Origin of the sequence: Odoribacter laneus YIT 12061, from assembly GCF_000243215.1 — a bacterium.
Taxonomy (GTDB): Bacteria; Bacteroidota; Bacteroidia; order Bacteroidales; family Marinifilaceae; genus Culturomica; species Culturomica lanea.
Genome location: NZ_JH594598.1, coordinates 153,346 through 179,877, shown reverse-complemented (window position 1 = coordinate 179,877; position 26,532 = coordinate 153,346). Strand labels below are relative to the sequence as shown.

At 41.3% G+C, this 26,532-nt stretch carries 20 protein-coding genes; 8 read left to right on the top strand and 12 right to left on the bottom strand.

The window, feature by feature from the left end:
• The first annotated feature begins 146 nt into the window (after positions 1 to 146).
• From HMPREF9449_RS14905 to HMPREF9449_RS14890, 4 genes are all read left to right on the top strand, one after another.
• Positions 147 to 1,307 carry a BACON domain-containing protein gene (locus HMPREF9449_RS14905; protein ID WP_009138100.1) on the top strand — a complete coding sequence of 387 codons (1,161 nt, stop codon included), beginning with the start codon at positions 147 to 149 and terminating at the stop codon, positions 1,305 to 1,307.
• 33 nt (positions 1,308 to 1,340) lie between these two features.
• Entirely contained in the window at positions 1,341 to 3,986 is a 2,646-nt protein-coding gene (locus HMPREF9449_RS14900) for a BACON domain-containing protein (RefSeq protein ID WP_009138099.1), read from the top strand.
• Between the two features lie 31 nt (positions 3,987 to 4,017).
• Positions 4,018 to 5,469: a hypothetical protein gene (locus tag HMPREF9449_RS14895; RefSeq protein ID WP_009138098.1), complete on the top strand. Its 1,452-nt coding sequence runs from the start codon at positions 4,018 to 4,020 to the stop codon at positions 5,467 to 5,469.
• Between the two features lie 180 nt (positions 5,470 to 5,649).
• Positions 5,650 to 8,448, top strand: a complete 2,799-nt coding sequence (locus HMPREF9449_RS14890; protein WP_009138097.1) for an FAD-binding and (Fe-S)-binding domain-containing protein — start codon at positions 5,650 to 5,652, stop codon at positions 8,446 to 8,448.
• A 52-nt stretch (positions 8,449 to 8,500) separates the two neighbouring features.
• On the opposite strand, the gene HMPREF9449_RS14885 is transcribed toward HMPREF9449_RS14890, so the two are convergent.
• From HMPREF9449_RS14885 to HMPREF9449_RS16640, 3 genes are all read right to left on the bottom strand, one after another.
• Complete coding sequence (locus HMPREF9449_RS14885; protein ID WP_009138096.1) at positions 8,501 to 9,382, bottom strand: DMT family transporter; 882 nt, start codon at positions 9,380 to 9,382, stop codon at positions 8,501 to 8,503.
• 871 nt (positions 9,383 to 10,253) lie between these two features.
• Positions 10,254 to 12,836 (bottom strand): leucine-rich repeat protein, encoded by a 2,583-nt coding sequence (locus tag HMPREF9449_RS14880; RefSeq protein ID WP_009138095.1) that lies wholly within the window; start codon positions 12,834 to 12,836, stop codon positions 10,254 to 10,256.
• 453 nt (positions 12,837 to 13,289) lie between these two features.
• A complete protein-coding gene (locus HMPREF9449_RS16640) occupies positions 13,290 to 13,442 on the bottom strand; it encodes a hypothetical protein (protein ID WP_156793298.1) in 153 nt (50 codons plus the stop codon).
• 490 nt (positions 13,443 to 13,932) lie between these two features.
• Between HMPREF9449_RS16640 and msrB the strand changes: the two genes are divergently transcribed.
• Positions 13,933 to 15,048, top strand: coding sequence for a peptide-methionine (R)-S-oxide reductase MsrB (gene msrB, locus HMPREF9449_RS14875; protein ID WP_009138094.1), 1,116 nt, complete (start codon positions 13,933 to 13,935; stop codon positions 15,046 to 15,048).
• A 34-nt stretch (positions 15,049 to 15,082) separates the two neighbouring features.
• Here msrB and HMPREF9449_RS14870 read toward each other — a convergent pair whose 3' ends face one another.
• Together HMPREF9449_RS14870 and HMPREF9449_RS14865 are read right to left on the bottom strand one after the other, a co-directional pair.
• On the bottom strand, positions 15,083 to 16,198 hold the full coding sequence (locus tag HMPREF9449_RS14870; RefSeq protein ID WP_009138093.1) for a serine protease: 1,116 nt from the start codon (positions 16,196 to 16,198) through the stop codon (positions 15,083 to 15,085).
• A 21-nt stretch (positions 16,199 to 16,219) separates the two neighbouring features.
• Complete coding sequence (locus HMPREF9449_RS14865; protein ID WP_009138092.1) at positions 16,220 to 17,362, bottom strand: hypothetical protein; 1,143 nt, start codon at positions 17,360 to 17,362, stop codon at positions 16,220 to 16,222.
• 410 nt (positions 17,363 to 17,772) lie between these two features.
• Between HMPREF9449_RS14865 and HMPREF9449_RS16020 the strand changes: the two genes are divergently transcribed.
• Entirely contained in the window at positions 17,773 to 18,357 is a 585-nt protein-coding gene (locus HMPREF9449_RS16020; protein WP_009138091.1) for a lipocalin-like domain-containing protein, read from the top strand.
• 89 nt (positions 18,358 to 18,446) lie between these two features.
• Here HMPREF9449_RS16020 and HMPREF9449_RS14855 read toward each other — a convergent pair whose 3' ends face one another.
• Complete coding sequence (locus HMPREF9449_RS14855) at positions 18,447 to 19,349, bottom strand: SDR family oxidoreductase (RefSeq protein WP_009138090.1); 903 nt, start codon at positions 19,347 to 19,349, stop codon at positions 18,447 to 18,449.
• Positions 19,350 to 19,582: 233 nt separating this feature from the next.
• Here HMPREF9449_RS14855 and HMPREF9449_RS14850 point away from each other — a divergent pair, with 233 nt between their 5' ends.
• On the top strand, positions 19,583 to 20,053 hold the full coding sequence (locus tag HMPREF9449_RS14850; RefSeq protein WP_083833181.1) for a GNAT family N-acetyltransferase: 471 nt from the start codon (positions 19,583 to 19,585) through the stop codon (positions 20,051 to 20,053).
• Between the two features lie 334 nt (positions 20,054 to 20,387).
• Here HMPREF9449_RS14850 and HMPREF9449_RS16635 read toward each other — a convergent pair whose 3' ends face one another.
• The 3 genes from HMPREF9449_RS16635 to idi all read right to left on the bottom strand — a co-directional run bounded on the left by HMPREF9449_RS16635 (position 20,388) and on the right by idi (position 22,201).
• Positions 20,388 to 20,543: a hypothetical protein gene (locus HMPREF9449_RS16635; RefSeq protein ID WP_009138087.1), complete on the bottom strand. Its 156-nt coding sequence runs from the start codon at positions 20,541 to 20,543 to the stop codon at positions 20,388 to 20,390.
• Positions 20,544 to 20,845: 302 nt separating this feature from the next.
• Positions 20,846 to 21,433 carry a hypothetical protein gene (locus tag HMPREF9449_RS14845; protein WP_009138086.1) on the bottom strand — a complete coding sequence of 196 codons (588 nt, stop codon included), beginning with the start codon at positions 21,431 to 21,433 and terminating at the stop codon, positions 20,846 to 20,848.
• A gap of 228 nt (positions 21,434 to 21,661) precedes the next feature.
• Positions 21,662 to 22,201 (bottom strand): isopentenyl-diphosphate Delta-isomerase, encoded by a 540-nt coding sequence (gene idi / locus HMPREF9449_RS14840; RefSeq protein WP_009138085.1) that lies wholly within the window; start codon positions 22,199 to 22,201, stop codon positions 21,662 to 21,664.
• 617 nt (positions 22,202 to 22,818) lie between these two features.
• Between idi and HMPREF9449_RS14835 the strand changes: the two genes are divergently transcribed.
• On the top strand, positions 22,819 to 25,350 hold the full coding sequence (locus tag HMPREF9449_RS14835) for a COR domain-containing protein (RefSeq protein WP_009138084.1): 2,532 nt from the start codon (positions 22,819 to 22,821) through the stop codon (positions 25,348 to 25,350).
• Between the two features lie 231 nt (positions 25,351 to 25,581).
• On the opposite strand, the gene HMPREF9449_RS14830 is transcribed toward HMPREF9449_RS14835, so the two are convergent.
• The 3 genes from HMPREF9449_RS14830 to HMPREF9449_RS16755 form a co-directional block, all read right to left on the bottom strand.
• On the bottom strand, positions 25,582 to 25,884 hold the full coding sequence (locus HMPREF9449_RS14830; RefSeq protein WP_009138083.1) for a class I lanthipeptide: 303 nt from the start codon (positions 25,882 to 25,884) through the stop codon (positions 25,582 to 25,584).
• 54 nt (positions 25,885 to 25,938) lie between these two features.
• A complete protein-coding gene (locus HMPREF9449_RS14825) occupies positions 25,939 to 26,223 on the bottom strand; it encodes a class I lanthipeptide (RefSeq protein ID WP_009138082.1) in 285 nt (94 codons plus the stop codon).
• Between the two features lie 60 nt (positions 26,224 to 26,283).
• Positions 26,284 to 26,532, bottom strand: a 249-nt coding sequence (locus HMPREF9449_RS16755) for a hypothetical protein (RefSeq protein ID WP_009138081.1), incomplete at its 5' end; no start/stop codon positions are given.

Sequence of the window (26,532 nt, the reverse complement as noted above, 5' to 3'; positions counted from 1 at the left end):
TTATGTAGGTGTAGGAGGGGAAATCGGATTTTCCACCTCTTCCTCTGCTGTATTTTAATATTATTAAAGATTATTTTTTAAAAATTATTTGCAATATTATAATGGAACGTTAATTTTGTTTCAATTTTAAAAATAATATTAAAAATATGAAATGTTTTTATCCAATGTTATTGTTCTCGCTGCTGATCTGTATCGGGTGCAAAGAAACAGAAGAGTCGATTATGGTAGACACATTGCTTCTTTCCAGCAATCGTGTCGCTATGGCTTCAAACGGTGGGCGTACCACCATCGCTATTACTTCATCGTCGCAGTGGAAAGCAACGACGACGGCCGAATGGATAGAGTGCATACCGGATGAGAATTGTTTGATAATTAAAGCGGGACCTAATGTAGAAGATTCCGTTCGGGCTGCGGAAATTTTTGTTGCAACTTCTACGGTAAGCGAAACAATACAGGTTAAACAGGAAGGTTGGGATACAGAATCGTCACTTAAGCTTTTCTACGATGAGGAGGGTTGTCTGTTGGATTCCGAGGGGGACGAATTTACGGTCACGGTAATGGCCGATATGGATTGGGAAGTTGTGGCCGACAATGTTTGGTTCACGGTGGATAAGCAGAAGGAGGCCAATCGTTTTACGGTGACAGTACCGCGAAATGAAGGATCCCAGCAACAGCGGACCGTATTGACTGTGACTGCTGGTTATGCTACACGGCAGATTGAGTTGACTCAACAAACCCGTTCTGAAAATGGTTTTTATGCGCTGGAGGGTTCATGGAACTGGAGTGCTCCGGCATGGTTTTACGGAAATGAGATATTGGGTGGTGGTATAAATACTTCGTGTCGGCTTGAGGCTTATATATACAACCAACAATATAAATTATGGGACTTATTTCTCAATGGAATCGGTCTGTATGTCACTTACAGTCCGGAGACGGGTGAAGTGACGATTCCACTCGGCTGGAGCGTCGGCTACAATGATTCCTATATGTTTTATTTATGCGGGGTAGATGTAAACTCGAGAAATCTGACGTTTGAAGGGGCGTTGACGCTTGTGCCCGATGCCGGTAAGCTTCTTGTCAAAAGTTCCGTAAGTGATCAATATCCTTATGTCGGAATTGTCGGATACAACGGGCAGGTTTATACGCTTTTCAATAATCTTTGCTATGCCGTTATCGAAGGCTCTGTATTGGAAAAGAATGCTGATCAACGTTCTGTATCGGCTATTGAATACGAACAAATCATTCCGGCTACGGGGAGTAATAACAGCCGTAAAAGGGGGAATGCGACTTTCGAAATACGTGAATAACGGAGTCATTAACTGTAAAATACTAAATACTTTATGAAATATACTGTTTTTTCTCTGCTGATGTGCTGTATAGCACTCTGTTCCTGTGAGAAGCATACTGTGACGTATACTTATCCCGAAGGTCCTCAAGCTCCGGAGGATGCGGCGACCCTGCTGATTTCGTCGAAGAATAAAATTTATGTATCGGAGGACGAGCATACGGGTAGTGCGACCTTCAGAAGTCGTGGTGGTGAGCTGGTTTTAAACGTCAGTACTAACCAGGAAAGTTGGGCGTATGAGACAGATGAAGCTACTTGGTTAACGTTTGAAAAGAACGCGTTGGACGAATTGCATATTATTGCCGAAGCCAATACAGAACGGGAAGCGCGTCGTGCTGTGATTACTTTACGAGCTGGAGGAGAGAAGGATGCCCTAGCGGCTACGGCTACGGTCAGCATTGCTCAAAATGCTTTTGGTTCGTTGGAAATTGGCTCTGTGCCCGATACGGCCCTTTTGCCGGCTCGTGGCAATACTATCGCGGAATTTGTGATCGATTGTGGTACCGATGAGTGGTCGTTTGACTGCCCCTGCGCTTGGTTGCTGGTCGAAAAACAAGATAACGATAAACTCCTTATAACGGCTGAAGAGAATGCTGCTTTCGAAGAACGGTCTATCACCATTACGTTGACGGCAGGTTCCGGAGAGCATACCGTTTCCAGTACTATTGATGTCGCCCAACAGCCAGCCGCCAACATTGCTGTGGATCCTCCGGCCCTCTCTTTTATGAATACAGGAGGACAAAATCAGGTAACTGTCGTATCGAATTACGAATGGAGTTATAATTGTACTGCCGATTGGCTTACTATTACCCGCGAGGGCGACTTGCTTCAGGTCAAGGCTTCAGACTATGACGAGCTGGTAAACCGGGAAGCTGCAATTGTTATTACAGCTGGAGACGGGAAGGAAAACCTCACGACCTATCCTATTGCCGTGACTCAGCTTGGTCATGACCCTACGGCTATGGTATTTGTGCTCAATGTGGCAACAGACGGAGCGAAAGCTTATCTGCCATTGGCCGGTAATATTAACTGTACGGTTTACTGGGGGGATACGAATGTTGAAGAAGTTACCACAGTGAATCCTTCTCATACGTATGAATTTGCCGGGGAATATATTGTTACGGTGAAAGGCAAAGTGACGGCTTTGACTTTCCCCTCTTCGACTTCTCCCATCACAGCTGCAATCCGTAAATACATTACGGAGGTACGCCAGTGGGGGACGACCGGACTGACTAGTCTCAACAATGCATTTTACAATTGTGCAGCCCTCAGGCGGATTCCTGCGGATACCGATAATTCGTTTGCACAAGTGACTACCTTTTCCGGAGCCTTCCGCAACTGTGATCTGGAATCGATTCCTGCCGGACTGTTTGTTTCTGCTTCACAAGCCATGAATTTCGATTATACATTCTCTGCTAATAAATCGATACTGGAAATCCCTGCCGGATTATTTGATAATTGCAGGCTGGCGACCTCCTTTGCTTCGACCTTTTACCAGGCTGCAGGTATTACGGCTATTCCCGCCGGATTATTTGATAACTGTCCCGAGGTCATCTCATTTAATTCCGTATTTTCTTCCACCTCTCTCGTGACGCTTCCGGCAAATTTGTTTAAAAACCAGACAAAATTAGTGACGGCCAGTAGTTTGTTCTCCAATACTAAATTGACGGCTATTCCCGCCGGTCTTTTGGATAACTGCCCTGAAATTACGACACTCAACGGGGCCTTCCGCGGATTGGAAATTACGTCCATTCCAGAGGGATTGTTCCAGAAAACCACAAAGTGTACAAATATGGGGTATATTTTTGCTTTATGTCCTAAATTGGAAACTATTCCGGCTCACCTTTTTGATCCGCTTGTCGAATGTTCTCGTTTCGATTATGCGTTTCAAGGCTGCTCTGTTTTAAAGCGGATTCCGAACGCTTTGTTTGCAAACTTTACGAAATGTTCGACTTATGGAAGTGCGTTTGCCGATTGTAGTGCTTTGGAGACGATTCCCGCCGATCTCTTTGCTCATGCAAGTAATGGAACCGGCTCGGTCAGTTTCCTCAAGACATTCAACAATTGCGTGGCCTTGACGGATATTCCGGCAGAACTCTTTGCAACGGCTGATGCGACGACTTTTGAGAAGACTTTTCAGAATTGTACGGCTCTGAAAAATGTTCCCTCGGGACTGTTTGCAGACAAAAATCGAGTGACGACATTTGCTAATGTTTTCGACGGTTGTACTCAGCTGGCGGCTGTTCCGGCCGATCTTTTCTCCGGCTGTACAGGAGTGAAAACGGCTACCTATATGTTCCAGGGGTGTGAGGCTCTTGAAAGTGTACCGGAAGGACTGTTCGATGCTTTTGAACAGGTGACGACTTACGCTTATACCTTTCAGAATTGTACGGCTCTTAAAAGCATACCTGTCAGCCTGTTTGATGCCTCAAAAGGCATTACGGCGGTAAATTTCCTTTTTGCCGGTTGTTCAGGCCTGACTGGTGAATCGCCTTATACGCTTGTGGAGGGGGTGAAAATACATCTCTATGAACGGACGACAACGAATGGTTTTACAAAGGCTATTACTTCCCGGACGAAGTGTTTCAACGGTTGTACGGGCCTGACCGATTATGAGGCTATACCTACGGCATGGAAATAAACTAAAAACGACGATTTAAAACAATTCGAAAATGAAAAAGATAATTTATTCGGTTTTGGTTTTGCTGTTATTTGCAATGACAGCTTGCACCGAGAACAAAGACATATATGGAGAAGGTCCTGTGATGGCGCCGGCACTATCGGTATCTTCTGTAAAGGTGATATTTGGTCCCGATGGCGGTCGAAAAGAGATCATCGTCCTGTCCAATACGGAAGATTGGACGTATGAGACAACCGGCTCCTGGGCAACGGTGACCCGGGAGGGAGATGTACTCATTATTCGGGCAGAGGCGAACGCTGTTTCTGAGATACTCACGGCTACGCTTACTGTTGTCGCACAACAAGAAGGGAATGCCGTGGAGGAACATATCCTTCTCGCTCAGGCTCCTTATAATGCGCAAAACCTTTCGGCTGACGGTACGGCCAATTGTTATATCGTATCGACAGGTAACACTTATCGATTTGATGCAACAGTCAAGGGCAATGGTAATGAGTTGGGAGACGGCACTTCAGGTTATATTGAAACCTGCGGTTTACAAATCGATACGTTGAAAGCTGCTTATGCCGACCTGTTGTGGGAAAGTACTTTTGAGTTCAATCGCTCGTCTTGTGCCAATGTGATTCAGGATATCCCCTATTATGACAATGGGAATATCTATTTTTCAACTGGTACCTATCAGGGGAATGCTGTCATTGCTCTTAAAGATGGCGCGGGCAATATCCTCTGGAGTTGGCATATCTGGGTTTGCAACGAACCCATAGAGGCTTCGGCGGCCAATGGTTATGAATTTATGGATCGTAACCTGGGAGCGTTGAATAATACACCGGGGGATGTCAATAACCGGGGATTGTTGTACCAATGGGGCCGGAAAGATCCTTTCCTGCCTTCCGGTTCTTCTTACGCATCGAAACAGAATGAAGCGAACCGTCAGGTAGGGGATGGTAGTGGAAAATGGATAGTTGAAGGGCAAGCCCCTCTTCCTGTGTCTACTGCGCCGGGCAATATCCCTCATTCGATTCAACATCCTATGACCTTTTTCGGCTCGTATACTTCGGGGGTTTATTCCTGGTATATGGCTATTAAAAATAGTTTGGCGTGCAATAACGATCTCTGGGGTAAGGATGAAAATGCCGAAGGTAGACGGAAAAGTATTTTTGATCCTTGTCCTGTAGGGTATAGAGTGCCTCCGGCTCAAGCCTTCGGCGATCTCAACCAAACGGAAACCGAATATGCTGCTAATTGGGGCAAAGCCGAATCTTTCGGCCGCTATTGGACCGGAGGAAATGGCGATTTCTTTCCGTTCTCGGGTATGATTTTTATTTTCGACGGAATCAATGATACGGGCACGCGCGCTTATTATTGGACGACGACAATGGTACCCGATGACGTTTACAGCCGGAATCTCTATCTGGCATCAGGGCGCGCCGCCATATTCCGGGCAGGACATGCCTACGGATGTAATGTACGTTGTGTAAAAGAATAAATTTTTAGAAATAGAGACCTGTAAAGACCGTCAGAAATTACTTTTGACGGTCTTTTTACTTTAAAAAGAAGAAGACATAACTTTTTAAATCCTTTTCGAAACAAAATTAATAGGCTTGTTGTTTAACCTTTAGGCAAAAGATAGACTGAAATTTTTAGAGAGGCTTTAACAAGGAAAATTATGAAAGAGCGGTTGATACAAGATCTGTCGAAAGTATTTGAGAAAAACCAGATACTGACATCCGATTTATATCGGGAGATCTACTCCAGGGATGGTTCCTATTTCAACATAAAGCCGGAAGTGATTGTACGTCCGGAGAATGCTGCAGAGGTACAGCAATTGTTAGCAATTGCCCGTTCTCATCAAGTGGGTATAACCTTCCGGACGGGGGGAACTTCTCTTTCCGGGCAAACCGTGAATGACGGAATTATCTGTGAATTACGTACGGCTTGGAAAAGAAACGAAGTAAGGGAAAACGGAAAGAAGATTTGGTTTGAACCGGGATTGACGGCTGCTCAGGTAAATAAGTTGTTACGTACTTATCAGACGAAAATAGGGCCGGATCCGGCTTCTGCCGTTGCCGCCATGATGGGAGGAATCCTGTCGAATAACAGCAGCGGGATGCAGACGGGCACGCGTTATAACGCTTATCATACCTTGAATTCTATTGAATTTATGCTGGCAAACGGACATTGGTATAATAGCGGGTCGGTAGAGGACCGGACGAGATTTGAAGAAACGGAACGGGAACTTTGTCAGGGATTGACAGAAATCCGGAGGGAAATATTAAATAAAGAAGTCCTCCGGAATCGTATTGTGGAAAAATACAAAATTAAGAATGTAACAGGCTATAGTGTCAATGCTTTTGTCGATTTCGAACACCCTATGGATATTTTTGCCCATCTGCTGATTGGAGCCGAAGGTACTTTGGGGTTTATTATTTCTGCAGAATTGAATACGTTGCCTTTATTACCGGTATACAGCTCGGCTATGTTGTATTTTGAAAACGCGACCTTGGCGGCGGCGGCAGCCCCGCTTATCGGGGATAGTGGAGCCGTAGCCGTCGAGATGATGGATTATGCTTCTCTGGCAAGCCTGGGGCCTGGAAAAATGGATTTCCCGAGCGGCACAACAGCTCTTTTAATCGACTATGGGGCTTCCGGTTCAGAAGAAATGCGGGGTAAAATCGCAGAATTGAATCCGGCTCTTCGCCGGTTGAAAGGAATGGTACAAATGAAAGATTTTACCCATACGGTGGCAGAGCGGGAGCGTTTATGGGAAATTCGGGATGGGATATTTCCATGTGTAGCAGGTGCTCGCATTCCGGGAGATGCTGTTATTCTGGAAGATGTGGCTGCTCCTGTCGATCGTTTGGATTTATTGGTAGACGGATTACAACAATTGTTTCGGAAATACGGTTACGAAGGGGCCGTATTCGGGCATGCCCGCGATGGAAATTTGCATCCCCTGATTACTTCCGGGATGCGGGATCGGAAAGAAGTGGGAAATTTTGCTTATTTTATGGAGGGGATGGTGGAGCTGGTGTTATCATTAAACGGTTCGCTCAAGGGAGAACATGGAACCGGCCGTGCCGTTGCGCCTTTTGTGGAAAGGGAATGGGGAAGCGAAATATATGGGATGATGCAACGATTGAAAAAACTGGCTGACCCCCAAGGAATTTTGAACAAAGGGGTAATTATAAATTCCGATCCGGAAGCCCATTTGCATCCCTTAAAAGAGATGACACTTTTCGGGGCAGATTTTGATTACGAAAAAGCAGATACTTGTATTGAATGTGGATACTGTGAACATGTTTGCCCTTCCAGAAATGTCACTCTTACTCCGCGGCAGCGTTTACAAGCCCGTCGGATTATCAAGCGGGAAGGAGATAAGGAACTGGAAAAACAATACGATTATATCGGAGAGAAGACTTGTGCCGTGGACGGAATGTGCCAGCTGCCTTGCCCTATGGGAATCAATACAGGGATTGTAACGGATGCGCTGAGGGTAAAGAAAGCCGGAAAAGAAGAGACTAAAATAATGCTGTATGCAGCGGAACATTTCGAAGCTACGGAAAAAGAAATACGGGGAGCTTTAAAATTGGCCGTCGGTACGGAGAAGGTATTGTCTCCCTATCCTTTCATTTGGGCTACCGACTTTTTGCATAAACTTATTCAGCAATTTCCCCATTGGTCAGAACATTTTCCTATGCCCCGGAAATTATCTTTCCGGGAAGAAGCCGAACCGGATTTTATTTATTTCCCTTCCTGCGTCACCCGTATATTCGGAGCTTCTACCTTGAAAAAAGAAGATTTAATATCCGTTATTCTGAGACTTGCCGATAAGGCCGGTATAAAAGTCCGACTGCCGGAAAAAGTCCAGGGCCTGTGTTGTTCGCAGATCTGGGGACATAAAGGGAATCCGGAAGGACAAAAATGGATGGCAAACTGTACAATTGAATCTTTTTACAAATGGACAGATCAGGGACGGATCCCTGTTTTTTGCGACACTACTTCCTGTACTCATACGCTCTTATATGAGACCGGAGAAAAAATACTGACACCTGGAAATTTTGAGAAATACCAAAAGTTGAAAATACTGGATATTACCGAATGGTTGAAAGATTATATCTTACCGAAAGCCGAACAGATACGTCCCAAAAACAGAATCCTTTTACACCCGACTTGTGCTTGCCGGATTATGGAATTGGTACCGGCTATGCTGGAAATTGCCCATCAATGTGCTAAAGACGTCGTGTTACCGGAAAATTGGGGATGTTGCGGGGCTTCCGGCGACAGGGGATTTATTTTCCCCGAACTTTCGGAGTCTGCTACCCGGGAAGAAAGTCACGAAATTACTTCTCAAAAATTTGATGGCTGTTACTCTTTAGCTCGTACCTGTGAAATCGTTATGCAGGACCATATGAAGCAGCCTTATGAGTCGATAGCCTATCTGGTAGACGAAACCGCTATCTTTTAAGGGAAGCTTTTAATGATAGAAAATATCCTGGAAAAAGGATGCGGGAAATTGTTTATAGTGCCCCGGAACGATTGGTGTGCAGAACGTGATAGGTCTGCAAAAGTACAGAAAGCAGAATCAACCCTAAACCTAGATAAAAACTTGTGTTTAATTCCTGGGCTTCGTGAAAAAAGAGCATTGCCAATAAAATACTGTAAAGAGGTTCCAGATTATAACTGAGGTTGACTGTAAAAGCGGAAATTCTGTTCAATACCTGTATTTGTAAAAGATAGAGCCCGATCGTACAGAAGGAAGCCAAGAAAAGTAAATATATAAAATCGGATCTGTCCGGAAAAATGGTATGCACAGGAAAATAATAGAGATAAAACGGTAAAATAAAACTCAAGCCGATAAAGCCACCTCCCATCTCGAATAATAACAACGTATTGGCATCCTCCCGTCCCCTTATTTTTTTGTTGGTGATGGTGAATAGAGCGGCTAAAGCAGAGGAGATAATACCTAAACCGATTCCGAGACGATATCGGGTGTCGAAATGAAAGATCAGGATAATTCCGGCTAATGTCAATAAACTGAACAATACTTCCTTAAAGGAAACGGAATGACGATTCAAGAGCGGTTCTAAGAAAGCAGTGAAAAAGCCGGTAAGTGAAAAACAGACTACCCCTATAGATATATTGGAGGCTTTAATGCTCCCGTAAAAAAATATCCAGTGTAGTCCTAAAAGTAAACCGATACCGCTTATTTTTAAAATTTCTTTCAGCGGGGGGAGTTTTAACCTTTTTTGCAGAGCAAGAAAGGATATAAAAAGAAGGGAGGCGAACATCATTCGATACCATACCAATAGTCCTTCATTGAGACTGATCAATTTTCCAAATAAACCGGTAATTCCTGCCAGTAAAATGGAAATATGTAATTTAATAAATGCTTCTTTCATGTATTTATAGTCCTAGGAAGGAATCGGTTGCTGTTACTTCCATCAGAGAAGCAGAGAACCGGATTTGTTTTTTACACTTTTACCCTTGTTGCAAAGATAGTAAAAAGGGGATAGGGGACGTTTCTTTTATTACCGATTATAAAACTATCTTTCCTGCCGGGTAACTTATACTTGTTTTACAGGGGATAAAAGGAGTATTTTCTGCTGAATCAAAGACAACGAGCAGCACTCCTTTCTTGTTAGCATAGAATAAAGGTACATATCCCATGTATCTGTACCCTTTACCTATCAAGGTGGGGTTTTTGTATCGTTTAGCCGATTCGGATTCCCTACAACTTTCTATTCGATAAACACATTGGCTCCCTGCACTTCTCTTTGATTGAATAGACCCAAAGGAGCCGCTATGGCATATACCCCCAACTCTATGAAATTTTTTTAAATTGACAATCATTACTGTGTCCCTCTTATTAGTTATATTTGTTACTTTAACGGCCAATATTTAATTTAACACCACCGACATCGGAAGGATAATTATGTTGGGCGCCATATTTGCTAGGGAGGATAAGTAGAACAAAAAATCAATATAATCATATGGAAACAATCATCATGAGTATAGTCGTCTTTTTGATTCCGGGGCTTGTATGTTACTGGTATAATCAGCGAAGAGAAAGAAAGAGGAACGAAAGAGAAATGAAAAACAAATGGAAAAATAGATAAGGAGGAAAGGTCCTAAATGTGAATCTATCCACATTATTTGTGTTGATTCTTTTAATAAGCCCGTGGACTTTTTGTGGTTTTGTATGCTGGTTGTGGGGAAGGAGAGAAAATGAAAATGGTGACAAAAGAACCGTCCTTTTGTCACCATTTTGAATTAATTTTCAGGTTGGTAAGGAGTGACTGATTTCCAGACATAATCTTTCCAACTGGTACCGGTTACGTTTTGTATTTCGATACCGTTTGCATTCAGATAGAGGTCGCAAGTTGAATAAGAAGCTTCTGAAAATACCTCGGCACCATTGAATTTAATTTCGCCGGTGGCTCCGAATTTGACGGTGTTTAGGCCGGAACATTTCAGGAATGCTTTAGAATCGATATAGTTGACCCTTGGGAGGGAAATTTCAGATAAATTTGTACAAGACGAAAACATTTGAAATCCCAATGTATCAGCTTTCGGGATATTTACTTCCCGTAGGTTGGCACATCCGTTAAACGTATTTGTCCCAAAGAAAGTCACTTCCGGTAAGGAGATAGATTCGAGTGCTTTATTGGTATGGAAGACAAAATTTCCTACTCGTTTTACATTTGGTAAATTTACCTGAGTCAGGGCATAGCAACGATAAAACATATAGCTGGAGAGATTGGTGAGAAGCGGGAGGTCCACTTCTGTCATCGCGCTGCAATCGGCAAAGCAACGGGGATCAATTGTCTTTACGGTAGTAGATTTGAAACTTTTCAGCGAAGAACAATATTCGAAGCATTCCATGCCTAACCATTCTACTTTGGGCACAGACACCTCTTTTATATTTTCACATTTGGCAAAAGTATAGTTTCCTATTGACAAAGCCTGAGGTAAATCGATGGATTCTAATTTAGTACAACTGTTGAAAGCAAAATTGCCGATGAATTCCACTTTAGGTAAAGACAGCCTTTCCAAGGCTGCGCAGGAGCGGAATGCATCTGCATCTATATAGCGGGTTGATTCCAGGGTAACCTGCTTCAAGGCTGCACATTGATAAAAAGCGCCTACGCCTACTGTGTCAATTTCAGTTAAAGTTACTTCTGTCAACTCCTTACAGGTATAAAATGCTTTTTGTCCGACCTTTGTGACGTTTTGAAGGCAATCCGGGATTTTCTTTATGGCTGTGTTCGTAAACATAAAGTCGGTAATCTCCTTTAAAACCGGGGCGGATAAAGTTTCAAAAGCCGTACATTGGGCAAACGTATAAGTTCCGGTTTTTTTTAATTTCGGAAATTCTGCTGAGACAAGTGCCGTACAATGGGCAAACGTATAATCATCGAATTCTGTGACTTCCGGAAGGGTAATAGAAGTCAGGGCCTTACAATAATAGAAAGTGCCATAATCTAATTTCTTAACTTGAGGAAGAGATACATTCTGTAAAGCAGAACAGGTATAGAGAGAAGATTTTCCGGCTTCCTGTAAAACCGGAAAGTTTATGGAGACGACAGCTTTACAGTTGGCGAAAGCATAAGCTTCCAGTTTTTCGACTTTTTCGCAGGATATAGTGGATAAATTGTAGCAATTGTAGAAAGTATGGTCACCGACAATTCGTGCTTCTGGAAATTCTATCGTTTGCAGCGATTGACAGGCCCTAAAAGCACTTTCTCCGATAGCTGTTACCTTTAATGCTTTAAAAGTTGTCAGAGAAGTCGGTAAAGTTGTTTTTTTGGTGTCCAGATTGTAAAAACAATTTTCCGGGAGGGTTCCTGTATAATCCTGAATGGTAATGGAAGAAATACGCGGGAATTTCAGCAGAGCTGTCCAGGCTTCCGGACTCATTTCTCCGGTGACAATCAATTCTTTGATATAAGGAGCGGTCACTTCTGAATATGTCGCTAAGGCTTGGCCTTCAATAGTAAGTATAGTGTCTACAGGCAGAGGTTCGTCTTTGCCGGAATCTCCCCATTCTCCGATTTCTACCCGAGTGACAATAACGGATTCCCCTTCTATACTCAACGTATATTGATAAGCATAACCGGCTGTCATGGCTGGAATTCCCTGCAACATCATTTCCTTATCGTCGGCCATAAAAGTGATAAAATTTTCAGTAGAAACCTCTTTTTCGCCGGTGATAAGCAGTGCAGAATAAATAGCAGACTGGTTTTCTCCGGTTTGATAGGGAAGGATCGTAACCGCTTCTTCTACAGGAGTACCATTGGTAATTCCTTTACAAGGAGAAGTGATTTTCACGTCCGTAATGACGCCTTCATATGCTGGGATACGGAAAGTAACTTTTGTCGTCAGACGGGAAAAATGAAGCGTGGCTGTTTTATCGGCCGGACATTCCGATAGCATAAAGGGATCGCAAATCATATAATCTGCAGCTGCCAGATTCTTCTGCTCTTTCTGATCGACCGGCAGTGAAAAGGTTTTCATGGATACGCCGCTTGTTCCTGGATAATAACCACTTAATTCCAGACTTTCTTCTCCCCATACTAAATACATACTGGTGTCTGTAGCTGCCCACGTATTATTCGTATAACGATAAAGAAAACTACTGTCGTTTGTCAAAACACAGATCTGATCGCCTGCCGCCCATTTTGTTCCTTGTGCATCCTCTGGATTTGCTCTGCCTTCCAGACCGATTACAGCATTGATAACGACAGCTCCTTTTTCTACAGGAGGCGGAACAACCTTGTTGTCATCGTCGTCTTTACATGAAAATGTTGAAATCGCAAAAATTGAAATCACCCACAATAAATAAATTTTTTTCATCCCAATGAGATTATAAGCCCTGCCATCCTCCAGCAGGAAATTGATAGATATTCACATAAGAAGGATAATCCAGGGAAGAAATCTTCCCCTAGATCTTATGTTGTTTTTCATAAGTTTTTCTTTTTATAAAATCAATTAACGATTATTTCAGTAGGATAGCGTTTTGTATATTTATGCAATTCTTTTGTTCGGATTTTTTCAAAAAGAAAAAAAAGGAAGGATTTGATTCATATAATACCCTAGAATATTTTAAATTGAAATTATAACTGCATAAAAATACAATTATATTTATATAGAATGCATTTTTTTTAGTTAATTTTAAGAAGAATTGAAAAAATATTTTAATTTTATCTATAAGAAGGCGGGGAAGGAAAAAGAACAAATTGATAGGAGAAACTAAAAAAGCTATACAAAAGAACTTTTTGTACAGCTTTTTATTTTTCGGTTACAGCATTAAAATGCCAGAATAGGACGGGCTATACAGTTGCCCTTATACCATTCGGTCATGCACTCGGCGGGACCAGTCTGCCCGATATTCATAATGCAGGCTTTTACGGTTTGCGTTTCGGTATATCCGTTGACATTGTTGTACCATGTCGAAGCCAATTTAGCACCTTTAAGGCAAGAGAAGTTCCAGTTTTTAATCGTACATTCTGCGGGATCAAGTTTTAAAGTGGTGACAGGTGTTTCGCCATCGTTATCGCAGGCAAATAAACATAGCGATGGAATAAGAGCATTGCAGACTTCCTGAAAAGGGTTTTCATAAGCTTTTAAAATATAATAGTTAATCTAAAATCAGTTTTCTATCCCCATGCTGACAAATGGAAACCTGAGGCACTTCTATTTCTGAAATCTTCAATAAATTGCAGACTATGGACTAACTCAAATCAAGCGAAATATATAAATATAATAAATAGTTATCTTTTGGTAATAGGTAGAATATTAAAAAAATTAAGAGGTATAAATGTTCAGAAAGTTCATATATTCAAGTATTTTTGTTTAGGGGGAACACAAAAAAGTTAAAGAGAAGGAGAGAAAACGTAAACACATAACTTTTAGGAAAGGATTTACGATTAATAGAAAAGACGGAGAAAAAATGAAAAGTATAATTATTGTAATTACATTGTTAATAGCGGGTCATTTCTCTGGACGGACCGGAGGGAATATACCTGCTATTGAAACTAAGCAAAAGAATGTCATGGATCATCAGAGAGAAATTTATTTAGCCGGTGGTTGTTTTTGGGGAACAGAGCATTTTATGAAACAGATTCAGGGAGTAAAAAATACACAGGTCGGTTATGCCAATGGAAATATCGTCAATCCCACTTATCAGCAGGTATGTCGTGGGAATACCGGTTTTGCCGAAACCGTGAAAGTCGTATATGATTCGCAGGAAGTGGATTTACCGTTTTTGTTGGAATTGTATTTTAAAACGATAGATCCTACGAGTTTAAATCGTCAGGGCAATGACCGGGGGACGCAGTACAGGACGGGTATTTATTATACCGACAAGGCCGATCTTCCTGTGATAGAAAAGGCCGTTTACGCTTTGGCCCGTGAATATAAGAAGCCGTTGGCGATAGAAATAAAACCGTTGACCAATTTTTATGTTGCGGAAGGTTATCATCAGGATTACCTGGATAAAAATCCGGGAGGTTATTGTCACATTTCTCCGGAACTATTCGAAATGGCCCGGAAAGCACATCCGGAGCAGAAGAAAGAAATAGAGCCTTCCGAAGCTGTAAAAACCGATAAGACGGGAGATCCGGTCTATCGTAAACCGGACGATGCCCGTTTGAAAGCCCGTTTATCGCCGGAGCAATATGCTGTCACCCAAAAAAATGCAACAGAGCCACCTTTCCGGAATGAGTATTGGAATGAATACAGGGAAGGAATTTATGTCGATATTACGACTGGGGAACCTTTATTTATCTCTACCGATAAATTCGATTCCGGATGCGGCTGGCCTAGTTTTTCAAAACCCATTCAAAAAGGATTGATCGAAGAGCGAATGGATACCTCGCATGGAATGAGAAGAGTTGAAGTACGTAGTAAGACCGGGAACGCCCACCTCGGACATGTTTTTAATGATGGACCCAGAGAACAGGGAGGTTTGCGATATTGTATCAACAGTGCGGCTTTACGATTTATACCCAAAGAAGATATGGAAGCACAAGGATACGGGGAATATCTTCCTTTGTTAGAAAAGTAGAGATTGGCCGTTTTACCTATTTATCCTCCGTGTTTTACTCCGTTTTTATAGAAAAAGAGGAGTTATTAACCGGCTGATCAATACGGGTACAAGGGGGAAATCCGCATCCATAGGTTTCGGCCAAGTAATCTGCCAACTCGTCTGCCCGGGCTGCCATTTGGGTAATATTTTTCTGAATAATACGGTCTGTGTCCGATAAAACATCAGAAAGATGGATCCGATAAGATAGGAAAATCTGATTCCCATTTAATCCGATTTGGTAAGGAGCCAAGTCAGGAACCGTCAACAAATAATGTAATAAAGGTCCGAAATTTTTTTTGGGTAAAGTGTTAATCGGAGAAGTGCAAAACAAGAAGGATTGCTGATAGATAAACATACGGATTTCAGACTTGCCTGAATGGAACGTCCAATTTTCCTGTCCTATACGGGTCAAGAGCGGATTGACCCCCATATCTTCGATCGCTTTTTCACAGTATACGGCAATATCGGTTAGGGGGCGTTCGTGAAATAAATAGAAAGGAATTTTATTTCCACAGCAGGGACAATAATCCTCCTCTTCTGTAATGATTTCATCGCAGCAACTACATTGAATACTTAAGTATTCTAAATTTAAATTACGGCTTTTTTCCAGTAAAGGAAACAAGGTATGAATAGGAATACCGAATCCCATGTTATCTGCATTCGTGAATTTACTGGTCGTAATGGCAATGACTTCCCCTTTTTCGTTTAGCATAGGACCTCCACTGTTGCCTGGATTAACAGCGGCATCCGTTTGGAGCTGGTAGTAACCGTCCATGTATTGATGGGGAGAGGAAACAGTACCTTCCGTAAGGGTAAACGGCATGCCGAAAGGGTAGCCGGCTACCCGGATTTTACTGCCGATAGCTGCTTCTTCCTTTGCAAGCGGTAAATCAGGCAAAAAGGAAAAATCGGATTCTGCTTTAAGAAAAGCTACGTCTAAGGCCGGATGGGCTAATATGACCCGTGCCGGATAACGGTTGCGGTGGTGATCTTCCAGGGCAACCTGCCGAAAGCCTTCTACGACATGGCTGTTCGTAACGAACAAATTGTAATCTTTTAAATAAAAGCAACTGCCGGATCCCCGGGCTTGACTGACTTTATATATAGAATGGTAAATCAATTCTTGCATAGCGTATGTTTTATATTTTGTTTAGGCTGCAATCGGATTCTGAAACTTGGTATTTTTCTGCGGACCTTGCATAATGGCTTCCAATGTCTGATACAAAATAGGAGCAGCTTTGCTCCAGGAACAAGCCGAAGCTTGGGTTAAAGCTTTTACCAGAATGCAATTCAAATCTTCCTGCATGTGATTTTGATAGTAAGTTTCATAAAATTTGTGTGTAATCCGGAGACAAACTGTTCTATAATCACCGGCTTCCAGACAAGCTGAAACTTGCTTATAGCATTTCTCATAATCTTCCCGTATCTTTTGCATATTAGAGCGCTGCTTGTCAGAGATGAATGTTGCTGTAAAATAGAGGCTTTTAGCTAATTCTTCCGGAGAAAGAGCTTGTATCTCTTCCAGCGTCTGCCTGCCGTTGGTGACGATGGCTGCCAAAGGAATATTCCGGTTCATATCCCGGATGGCTTTTTCCAGTGTATCGCGCAAACTACCTTGTGGATGAGCTACGTACATTATTTTCAGGAAAGTAGCCGAAAGAATATCCCACATATCTCCGAATTTCCGGGAGGACTCAAAATACCTCAAACCTTGCAGGCATTCTTTACAACTTTGTTGTATCGCTTCATATACATATTCTACTTCCTCCGGAGTATAAGGTGTAAAGAAAGGCCGGTTTATTCTTTGAACTGCGAACAAATCCTGAAATTCGTAGTCGTATTTGTTCCCTATGGTACAAATTTCTTTCAGAACATAGTGGATTTTACGGGGATGACTGAAAGAAAGAGGACAGTGGTATTCAAAGTAAAATTGATTCCCTTTTAGGACCAGATGAGCCAAGTCGAGATCGTTGAAGTTGAGGCTGCTCACTTGTCTTAGCATAGCAATTTGGTTTTTCTCCGGTAGAATTAAAAACGGAGCCGTAATATGTAATTGTTCCTCGTCCTCCTTTAAGCGGATAAAAAGGGGGCCGTGAGGAATGTGAAATTCGTTCCCTTGCGGATTACTGTAACTAGTTCTCAAATCTTTGTTGATGGAATCCAGTAATAAATGGAGAGATTTTAAATATTCTCCCTGTTCAAAGGCTTCTATACTTAAGTCAAAGATTTCAGCATTAGCAGTACTAGCTGTAGAGGCTATGAGAGAAGGATAAAAAGTAAATGTTTGTTTCATGTAATAAAACTGTTATTTAGATTTTATGTTTAGCACGTATACAAAAATACATCAGCGCTAAAGATTTTGCAAATGTAACTATCTGGTTTTTAGTATTTTTATGTATATATTAGTTGCTTTAAAATTGATTAAGTAAACTTTAGATTTGAGGGCTGGGCATGTTTGGGGATAAGATAAAAAAGGAAAAATAAAATGTGTTTTTATTCGGATAGAATTTGTTTGGGAGTATGGAAATTTATTGCTTCTTTTGAAAACGGTTTTGTAGAATAGCTCAAAAACTAGGGGAATAGAGATTAGGAAAGATTGTAAAAGAGAAAACGGATTTGGTAAGTATTTTGAGAAAATATGGAATGCCGACATAGGATTCGGATGAGTGTAAATTTGTGAAATACAGTTAAAAACAGATGACAATGAAAAAAGGAAAATTACTATTGGGGATAATAGGGGTGATTTTTTTATGGAGTGCTTGTCAAACCCATAAAGAGCAATCTTTAAAAGGAGTGATTACCGAGGCTTCGATGAATACTCTGATGATAAAGACAGCTGGGGGAGATGTCGTGACCATAAGTACTGCAGATGCAGAAAAAGTGGTGAAAGAGGGAATTTTGCTGGGAGATACGGCGACGATATATTATGCGGAAAAGCCGGAAGGGGGGATAATCAGGGCAACCAAGATTATTGTAGTGCCGGGACAAAGGGAGTGTCCGGAAATAATAGGAACCTGGTTGGAGGCTGTTAAGGGAATGCCCGGAGTAATGCAAGGGATCCGGATAGAAAACGGAGGGATAGCAGAGTCGGTGAATATGGCTACCCTGGTGTATGAACATTGGCAAAAGGAAGGAAATAAATTGTTGCTAAAAGGAAAGAGTTTAGGGAATGGGCAAACTATAATTTTTACAGACACCTTACATATTGAAACCCTTTCGGCTGATTCTTTGATACTTTCGGCTGGAGGCTATACAATAAGATATCATCGGGAAACAGAAAACCGGTAAGTCCGTTCTATTTTGGCAAACGTGGGTTGTGCCGGATGCGTGCCTGTTAAGCTGCTGAAGAACGAACCTCCGGTTCTGTTCAAAGGGATTTAATTCGTATGATGTCCACCGGTAACCCCGTATACTTCTGCAGTTGTATAGCTCGATTCGTTAGAGGCCAACAATACATAAGTCCCGGCCAATTCTACCGGTTGCCCGGCTCTTTGCAAAGGGGTTGATTGCCCAAAATGAGCCAGTTTACCTTTGGGCTGGGCTTCGGTTACCTGTAAAGGAGTCCAGATGGGACCGGGGGCTACGGAGTTTACGCGTATTCCTTTTGAAGCCAGTTGTTTACCTAACCCCCGGGTAAAAGCAATAATGGCTGCTTTGGTTGCTGCATAATCGAGTAAATCCGGATTAGGTTGAAATGCCTGGATCGAACTTGTCGTTATAATGGAAGAACCAGCCGGTAAATACGGAATGGCGGCTTTGATGAGCCAAAACAGACTGAATACATTGGTCGTAAAGGTCTTTTTTATATCCTCCGTTTTTATTTTTTCAATGTCATCTACCGATTTCTGGTAGCCGGCAACTAAGGTTAGGATATCCAAACCTCCTAATTTTTTATTGGCTTCTTCTACCAATTGACAACAAAAGTTTTCGTCTTCCAAATTGCCGGGAATCAGGAATACTTTTCGGCCGGCTTTCTCGATATAGCTGGCAACTTCTTCTGCATCGCACTGTTCTTCCGGTAAATAATTCAGGACAATGTCTGCTCCCTCCCGGGCATAGGCTATCGCTGCGGCCCGGCCTATGCCGGAGTCTCCACCCGTAATTAATGCCTTACGTCCGGCCAGACGTTGATGCCCTTCGTAACTCTCTTCTCCGCAGTCCGGTCGGGGTTGCATTTTTTGTTGTATACCCGGAGAGGGCTGGGGTTGTTCTTTATATCCGCCGGTATAATAACCCGTCAGCGGATTTTTTAATTGCTCTTTTGTGTTTTTCTTTTCCATATGTAGAAATTTTAAGGATTGATCTTTCTAGTGAAACGCAAGGAGAGAAAGCTTTGTTCAGAGGTTTAACGCATGCTTCGGATTTTAAATAATTTCTTACTTTTGAAAGGATAAAGGAAGGTCTTGTTTGATTTTTATAAAACAGTTATTTTTAAATTTCCCTAAAGACCAAACAGCAAATAAATGTTTTCTTTGGGAGAGGAAAGACATAAATGTAGCTTTTATTTGAAAAGATGATGTATCGGATTCGGAATGCAGAAAATAAAGAACTCGCCGTTTTAACCCGGCTTTTTCAGGAAACATTGCTTCGGGTGAACAGCAGAGATTATACCCCCCAACAAATCGAGGCTTGGGGACGAAAAGCGGATAAGTCCCGTTGGGAAGAATTATTTGCCAGTTCTTTACAATTTATGGTAGCTGAAACAGAGGATCAGAAAATTGTCGGTTTTACTTCCATCAATTCCCAAGGTTATCTCCATTCAATGTTTGTCGATTACCGTTATCAACGGCAAGGAATTGCCCGTTTATTACTGACTAAAGCAGAAGAATATGCACGTAGATATGGTGCTACCGTTTTAAGTGCTGAGGTGAGTATTACGGCTCTTCCTTTTTTTGAGAAACAGGGGTTTTGCCTGAAAAGGGAAAATAAAGTGAGTTTTGAAAATACGACAATGATTAATTACACTATGGAAAAACAGCTCTGATTTTTTCTTTTGCTGTAAAACAACAAGAATGTTTTGACACTAAAATCAAAGTGATTACGGGATATTTCGAGATGATACAGAGTCTTAGTAGATTTTCTGTTCAGGTAGGAGGTGAGGTATTTTAAAATATAAATCAATTTATCAAAATGCTGGGTACGGCCAGCTTCTGCATGGAGGCAATAATTTTCCATTTGATAGCCGGTTTGGCGTTTTCCAGGAAGGAAGTTTCGTCTACCAAATCCGGAGGATTAATCCTCAACAGGGAGTCCGTCAGAAAGACCGGGCTGTTTGCAGCTGCTTTTAAAGGAGGAATATAATACGTAAACGTGCAAAATCAAGGGGTACCTTGTTCGACTTCAGCGGGTACTGCCCCTAAATCAAGTTCATTTTCTTTTACATTTCTTGTTCTGTATAAAATTATGATGATTAATAAAACACAAATGGCGGCAACGATAGCAAAGGCTGTTACGCTATATTTTTTCTTGTTCATATTTCTTTTTTATTTGCGCGGTTAGAAATAAGATTGACTGTATTTATAACGCAAAAAGATTTGCTGTTGTTGTGTTTTCTGGAAGAGAACCGAAAATTTTAGTTGGGGTAAATTCCCGGAAAATTTTCAGTCCATTGGGTTTCTCTTTCGGAAGCATTTTCGTTTCGGAAGGGAAGAGGAAAGTCTGAAAAATGACAAAAAGAGAAAAACCTTTCGCCGTTTTTAACCAAATGTTTTGAGCGACAGTGTAAAAACAGAATATCTGATTTTCCGGTGATTCTAAGAAGAAATGACCTTAAATATTACGGAATCCAATGGAGAATACCGTTGACGGGGTGGTGTATTCTCCATTTTTCAAAATCGGCGTAATTCCGGATTCCATCCCGGAGTACAGCTTGATAATATTCCACTCCCATAATTTTTTCGCTTTCAGGGGTATCATTTTTCAGTTGCAGAATAAGCTGTTTGGTTTCGGGAGTCAATAGGGCGACAATGCGATCGGCCATTTTTTCGAAATATCCGTCATAAAAAGAACCTTTTAGAATGTGAATCATGTCTATTTGCCACAATTCGTTCGTATGATCCGTATACCAGGCATGCCATTCGATACATTTCTCCTCTGTATCGGAAAGGTTTTTGTATTCGATTTGTCGGATAGCAGGGTTTTTCGCCATTTTTTGGATGGCAGCAAAACTTTGGGAAACCTCCAATGGATCTGAATAGATATGAAAATCGATATCACGGTGTTTCATGAGTAAACCCATACGTAGTGAACCCACTAAATGAGGGTCAGCTCCGACAGATTTCCAAATGGGAATTAGCTGGAGCTCTTCAATAATTTTCCGAGCTTTTTCCTGATTTTGAAGGGCCAGCCTTAAAATGTCGTTCATTGTTGTTTTTTGAGGGCGTAAAGGTAACTATATTTCCATTATGCTCGATTAAAAAGAGAAGGGATTTCAAAGCAAGCAGATGAATTTGCTGACATAGTTAAAGAAGGGCTTTCGTCTTGTTCCGGCTGTTTCTACTGAAACGGGAGGAAAGTTTTTACCCTGGCATCAGTAGGAAGAATAAACTGTAAAGACCTCCTTTGGCTGTTGTATAAGCCGGGAAGGAAGGATTTACACTTTTTGTTTTTGATATTGAAGTACTTTTTGGTAGACTTGCCGGAACCATACCGTGTATCTTTCCGGGTGAAGACGTTCGTCCAACCGGATAATGTCTGAAGATAAATACTTCCAATCCCAAACTTCGAGAGGGTTTACGTCCGGCATATATTCCGTATAGCCTGTAAATACATGTTCGTATTCATGTTCAGTAACTCCATGATCCAGTTTTGCCTTGTAGGTAAAGCAGAATGATTTTTCAAGCGGGCATTTTAGTCCCATTTCTTCTTTTAGTTTCCGCTGTGCTGCTTCCAGTGGAATTTCTCCCGGATGAGCATGCGTACAGCACGTATTGGACCATAGTCCTCCAGAGTGATATTTGAAAGCCGTGCGCCTTTGTAAAAGCCATTCTCCTTTATGATTAAAGATAAAGACGAGTATGGCCCGGTGGAGAAGACCCTGTCGGTGAGCTTCTAATTTGTCTGTAATACCTAGGGGATGATCGTTCGTGTCGACCAGTATAACCTGCGTGGTGTTAGGGGTATTGTATTCCATAATTATTCAACATTTTATTCCTCAACACTATTTCGGAAGACAATAATGCCTTGTGAATTATTTTTCTATCTTTTCTATGTCTCTGTCGGAACGTATCCGATGGATATCCTTGTGCCGAGCGACAGTCCTTAGCTGAAAGATAAATAACAGTTATCTGATGAAAGATCAGAAAGAATAAAAATAGGATTCCGTTTTTAGGAGGATAAGCATATAGATTCCCTATTTTATTCCTATGTCTCCTTTCTGCTGCAGATCTACTCTCCAAAGGTAGTTTACGGAATTGAAAGATAGTTGGTTACCTCCTTTAGAGAATAAGCGTATTTTTTGAAAGAATAATTTTAAATAATAAGCAAATTCTAAAAAGACTTAAAAGTTATCAAACGTGAATTTGTAACATTTTTTCACAGTTATTTTCGATTTAATAACATAATATAGCATTCTTTTTAGGAGCAAAGAAAGAGTGAAATAGATAAATTTGCAGCATAGGTGATCGAATAAGTATGGGTTTATCGTAGGAGCGGGTGTGTTCCGATAGAAAGAAATAATAGAAGTGTTTATCTGCTTCTGTTTTCTATGGGGAAGGGTGTCTGTATTTGATAATGATAAACCGTACCGTTATGGATGTGGAGGCTTTTGAAAAGAGAATAAGTCAATATTTGAAAAAATCGAAAGAAGAGCAAGTCTTGTATTTTGCTTGGCATTGTGCTGTCCGGGCTTTGCCTTTTTTAAGTGTGGAGGGGAGTTTTGCATATTGGGAAAAACAAGAGCGGCAGCAATTTTTATATACTATTTTTTCTACTCTGGATAAAAACATATGGGCTATTCTACAGAGGAAGGAAGAAGGTTTTTCGGATTTATCTGATATTGCTGTAGAAGATACAGAGGGATTAGCTTTTACTGTGCACCGAAATACGGTTGCTTATGCTGTTTTTGCCGTTGCGGATGCTGTTTATTCTTTATTGGATAGGTATTATGCTGTTTATGCTGCGACCGATTTAATATATGCAGCTGAGAATTATTGGGGAATGCAACCGGATTTTACTTCTTTGCTTTTACGGGATTTGAGGGGGTTGAAAATTCCGGGGACGGTAAAAGTACAGGAATTACAAAAGCGGTATGACAAACTGTGGGTGACTTGGGAGAAGGCCTTGCAGGACGAAGATTGCGCTTATTGGGGACGTTTGTACCGGAATATTTATCGAAATGGATTTACGTTTGATCCTGAAGCTTTAAAACGGCGTTTGAGTGTCCCTAAAGAAATCCGGGAACAGGGAGCTGCTGCCGTCGGACATTATCTGGAAGAACTGGAAAAACAAGGAGCAATCCAATTCAACGAAGCCCGTATTATCATTCTAGGAGATAAAGGGGCTGGAAAAACCAGTTTGGCCAGGCGCTTGATTGACCCGAAGGCTCCCATGACGGAAGAGAATGAAAGTACGGCTGGAGTGGATACCTTGCTGTGGGAAATTGAAAAACAAAATGTAAATGTACACATTTGGGATTTTGCTGGTCATACAGTCACTCATGCAGTACATCAATTTTTTCTTTCAGAGCATTGTTTGTATATTATCGTTTATGACGGACGTACAGAAGGAAGAAACCGTCTCGAGTATTGGTTAAATCATATGACAAATTACGGAGAGGATTCGGAGGCAATTATATTGGTGAACGAACGGGATCGGCACAGAGTAGATATTCCCATTAATTCTTTAAAAGAGCAATATCCGATAGCTGCTTTTTACTCTTTTTCTATTCGGGATAATGTGGCAGGTTTGACTGATTTTCGGGAATTTGTCGTTAATTATATCAATAGTCATCCTTCCTGGAACAATCAGGAAATTCCACAGAATTATTATAAGGTAAAAGAAGAGCTGGAGGAATATTTTATTCCAAGTGATCCGGTTAAGAAAAAGGAGCATATTACCAAAAGTGAGTTTAAAGCAATTGCCAGGAAATACAATGTACAGAATACAGAGATATTATTGAAAAATTTACATGCCTTGGGAATTAGTCTGTGGTACAAGGATATGGAAGAGTTTGATACCTTGGTACTGAATCCGGAATGGATCAGTCAAGGGGTGTATAAAGTTATCAACTGGGTACATCAGGAACAGCGGTATTCTTTGACTTTGAAAGATTTTGAAAAAGTATTCCGGGAAGAGACAGACCGTTATCCGATAGAAAAACATTCGTTTATTTTTAAATTGATGATATTTTACGAGTTGGCTTATGAAACCAAAGAAGGAGGATGTTTAATTATTCCTCATCTTTTACAGGAAGACCGTCCTGCTCATTTGCCTGATTTTCCTATCGGAAATAGTCTTATGTTGCAGTATCGTTCAGAACAACCTTTGCCTCCCGATACCGTTTCGCGTTTTATTGTCAGACATAACCGGGAAATTAAACAGGAAAAAGGATTTTACCAGGTTTGGAGGTATGGGGCTATTTTAGAAGACGGGAGTGGTACGATTGCTTTGGTGAGGGAAGAGGACCGGACAATTAGCGTTTCCGTAAAAGGATTCCAGAAAACGGCTTATCTGACTGCACTCCGGAAAACCTTAAATGAAATATTTAGTTCTTACAAAACCCGGCAACCCGAATTGCGGTATGCAATTAAGATATTTGGAGAAATTTCCGGAAAAGAAAACAACATTTTATGGCTTACGGATAAAAAAATATTCAATCATGCGCAGGATAAAGTACCTTATTATGATGATATCAGACAGCAGAATATTGATATGGATAAATATGTTGTGAATTATAATATTAACGCTGAAAATATTATCGGAGGAAAAGGAGTATTGATCAATAAATCTGTACGGAATAATTTTAATTTTTATGATTGTAATATTCGCGTACAAGGATGTTTAAACGATTTGGCCCAGTTGTTGAATGAAAAAGGGAAAAAAGAAGAAGCCCGGGAATTTGAGGCGTTGGCGGGGATATTGGAAAAAGCGGAACAATACAAAACGCCAGAAGAGATGAAGAAAAAAGGTGTTTTAAATCGGTTGAAGCGTTTGATAGAAGAGCTGGGGAATCCGGATTCTCATTTGTCTAAAATAGTCGGTGGGGTAAAAGCCGGATTGGATATTGTCCGCGACATTGTAAAAGGTTATAATGATTTGGCTCGTTGGGTGGGTTTAGACTAAAAATGCAGAGAGAACGAAAAATTAAAAAAATTTTTGGAGACAGGAAAACGACATTTCAAATCTGAGGGACAAGATCTAACCGTTTGATTGGCGAACCAAAAGTTCTGATAAATAGACATCCATCAAGGACTTTCGTTCCGCCAATCCGCCTTTCTCTAATTTATTCCTTCAGGAACATTTCTTTTCAAAAAGTCGAAATTTTGACTTTTGAGGTAAGCTTGTATAGAAGGCTCACTGAACTTGACAAGCAACACCAAAGGATGAGCAATCGAAAGTGGCACAACCGCAACTTATTACAGGGCCTACGGGTGGATGCGGCGGTTCTACACATTTTTCAGATTCACATTCTTTTGATATGGGTTCCATCGTACATTCCAGCCAGGTATCACAATTACCGGAATCTGCACAAGCATAATCTTCCGTTGGACATTTGCCATAACAAGAAGCTGTCATGCCTCCCCGGATTTTTGAAAGCTCGTTGCCCGACAAAGAAGATATCACCTCTTTATGGAATTCTAATTTGATTTTTTTCATATTTTAGAATATTAAAGTAAATAAAAGTAAAATACTTATTTCTTTTACTTTATATTAATGATCGTCGTCGGAAACTAAAAGACAGTAATCGCTAGGGTGCTTATCCATTGCATGATCTAGTACGGGATCTGTATTTCTACTACCACAAGCCAGATCACTAAAACATTTACCTTGCCAGCTATCCTGATCGGTACATTCGCTTGTTGCTGTACAAGGGCCGTCTACTGTCGGACAGCTGTTATAGGAAAAAGCTGTATTTCCTCCCTGTATTCTTGCCAGTTCGCTTTCATTTAAAGTGGATATTACTTCTTTCCGGAATTCTAATTTGATTTTTTTCATAACTTGATTTTTAGTTAGATTTATAAGGGTATATAGGAATCCGAATAAAGTTTTGTGTGATTATAGCTGAACTTCACAGGGCGTAAAAATGGTTGCACATCTTTCGTAAGTGGCACAACCACAAGAATCTTCGACAATAGGAATAGCGTCGGTATAGCGGCTCTCGACGGGGTCTGTCGAGCCTCCTCCACAGGCTAAGTCACTGAAACACTTTTCTTGTATACTATTCTGATCGGTACATTGATTTGTCGCTCCGCACGGACCATCTACGGTTGGACAACTGTTGTAAGAGAAGGCTGTATTCCCTCC

Bases quoted from the DNA above. Each gene is read 5' to 3' on its own strand.
- HMPREF9449_RS14905 (WP_009138100.1), top strand. From the start codon at position 147: ATGAAATGTTTTTATCCAATGTTATTGTTCTCGCTGCTGATCTGTATC.
- HMPREF9449_RS14900 (WP_009138099.1), top strand. From the start codon at position 1,341: ATGAAATATACTGTTTTTTCTCTGCTGATGTGCTGTATAGCACTCTGT.
- HMPREF9449_RS14895 (WP_009138098.1), top strand. From the start codon at position 4,018: ATGAAAAAGATAATTTATTCGGTTTTGGTTTTGCTGTTATTTGCAATG.
- HMPREF9449_RS14890 (WP_009138097.1), top strand. From the start codon at position 5,650: ATGAAAGAGCGGTTGATACAAGATCTGTCGAAAGTATTTGAGAAAAAC.
- HMPREF9449_RS14885 (WP_009138096.1), bottom strand. From the start codon at position 9,382: ATGAAAGAAGCATTTATTAAATTACATATTTCCATTTTACTGGCAGGA.
- HMPREF9449_RS14880 (WP_009138095.1), bottom strand. From the start codon at position 12,836: ATGAAAAAAATTTATTTATTGTGGGTGATTTCAATTTTTGCGATTTCA.
- msrB (WP_009138094.1), top strand. From the start codon at position 13,933: ATGAAAAGTATAATTATTGTAATTACATTGTTAATAGCGGGTCATTTC.
- HMPREF9449_RS14870 (WP_009138093.1), bottom strand. From the start codon at position 16,198: ATGCAAGAATTGATTTACCATTCTATATATAAAGTCAGTCAAGCCCGG.
- HMPREF9449_RS14865 (WP_009138092.1), bottom strand. From the start codon at position 17,362: ATGAAACAAACATTTACTTTTTATCCTTCTCTCATAGCCTCTACAGCT.
- HMPREF9449_RS16020 (WP_009138091.1), top strand. From the start codon at position 17,773: ATGAAAAAAGGAAAATTACTATTGGGGATAATAGGGGTGATTTTTTTA.
- HMPREF9449_RS14855 (WP_009138090.1), bottom strand. From the start codon at position 19,349: ATGGAAAAGAAAAACACAAAAGAGCAATTAAAAAATCCGCTGACGGGT.
- HMPREF9449_RS14850 (WP_083833181.1), top strand. From the start codon at position 19,583: ATGATGTATCGGATTCGGAATGCAGAAAATAAAGAACTCGCCGTTTTA.
- HMPREF9449_RS16635 (WP_009138087.1), bottom strand. From the start codon at position 20,543: ATGAACAAGAAAAAATATAGCGTAACAGCCTTTGCTATCGTTGCCGCC.
- HMPREF9449_RS14845 (WP_009138086.1), bottom strand. From the start codon at position 21,433: ATGAACGACATTTTAAGGCTGGCCCTTCAAAATCAGGAAAAAGCTCGG.
- idi (WP_009138085.1), bottom strand. From the start codon at position 22,201: ATGGAATACAATACCCCTAACACCACGCAGGTTATACTGGTCGACACG.
- HMPREF9449_RS14835 (WP_009138084.1), top strand. From the start codon at position 22,819: ATGGATGTGGAGGCTTTTGAAAAGAGAATAAGTCAATATTTGAAAAAA.
- HMPREF9449_RS14830 (WP_009138083.1), bottom strand. From the start codon at position 25,884: ATGAAAAAAATCAAATTAGAATTCCATAAAGAGGTGATATCTTCTTTG.
- HMPREF9449_RS14825 (WP_009138082.1), bottom strand. From the start codon at position 26,223: ATGAAAAAAATCAAATTAGAATTCCGGAAAGAAGTAATATCCACTTTA.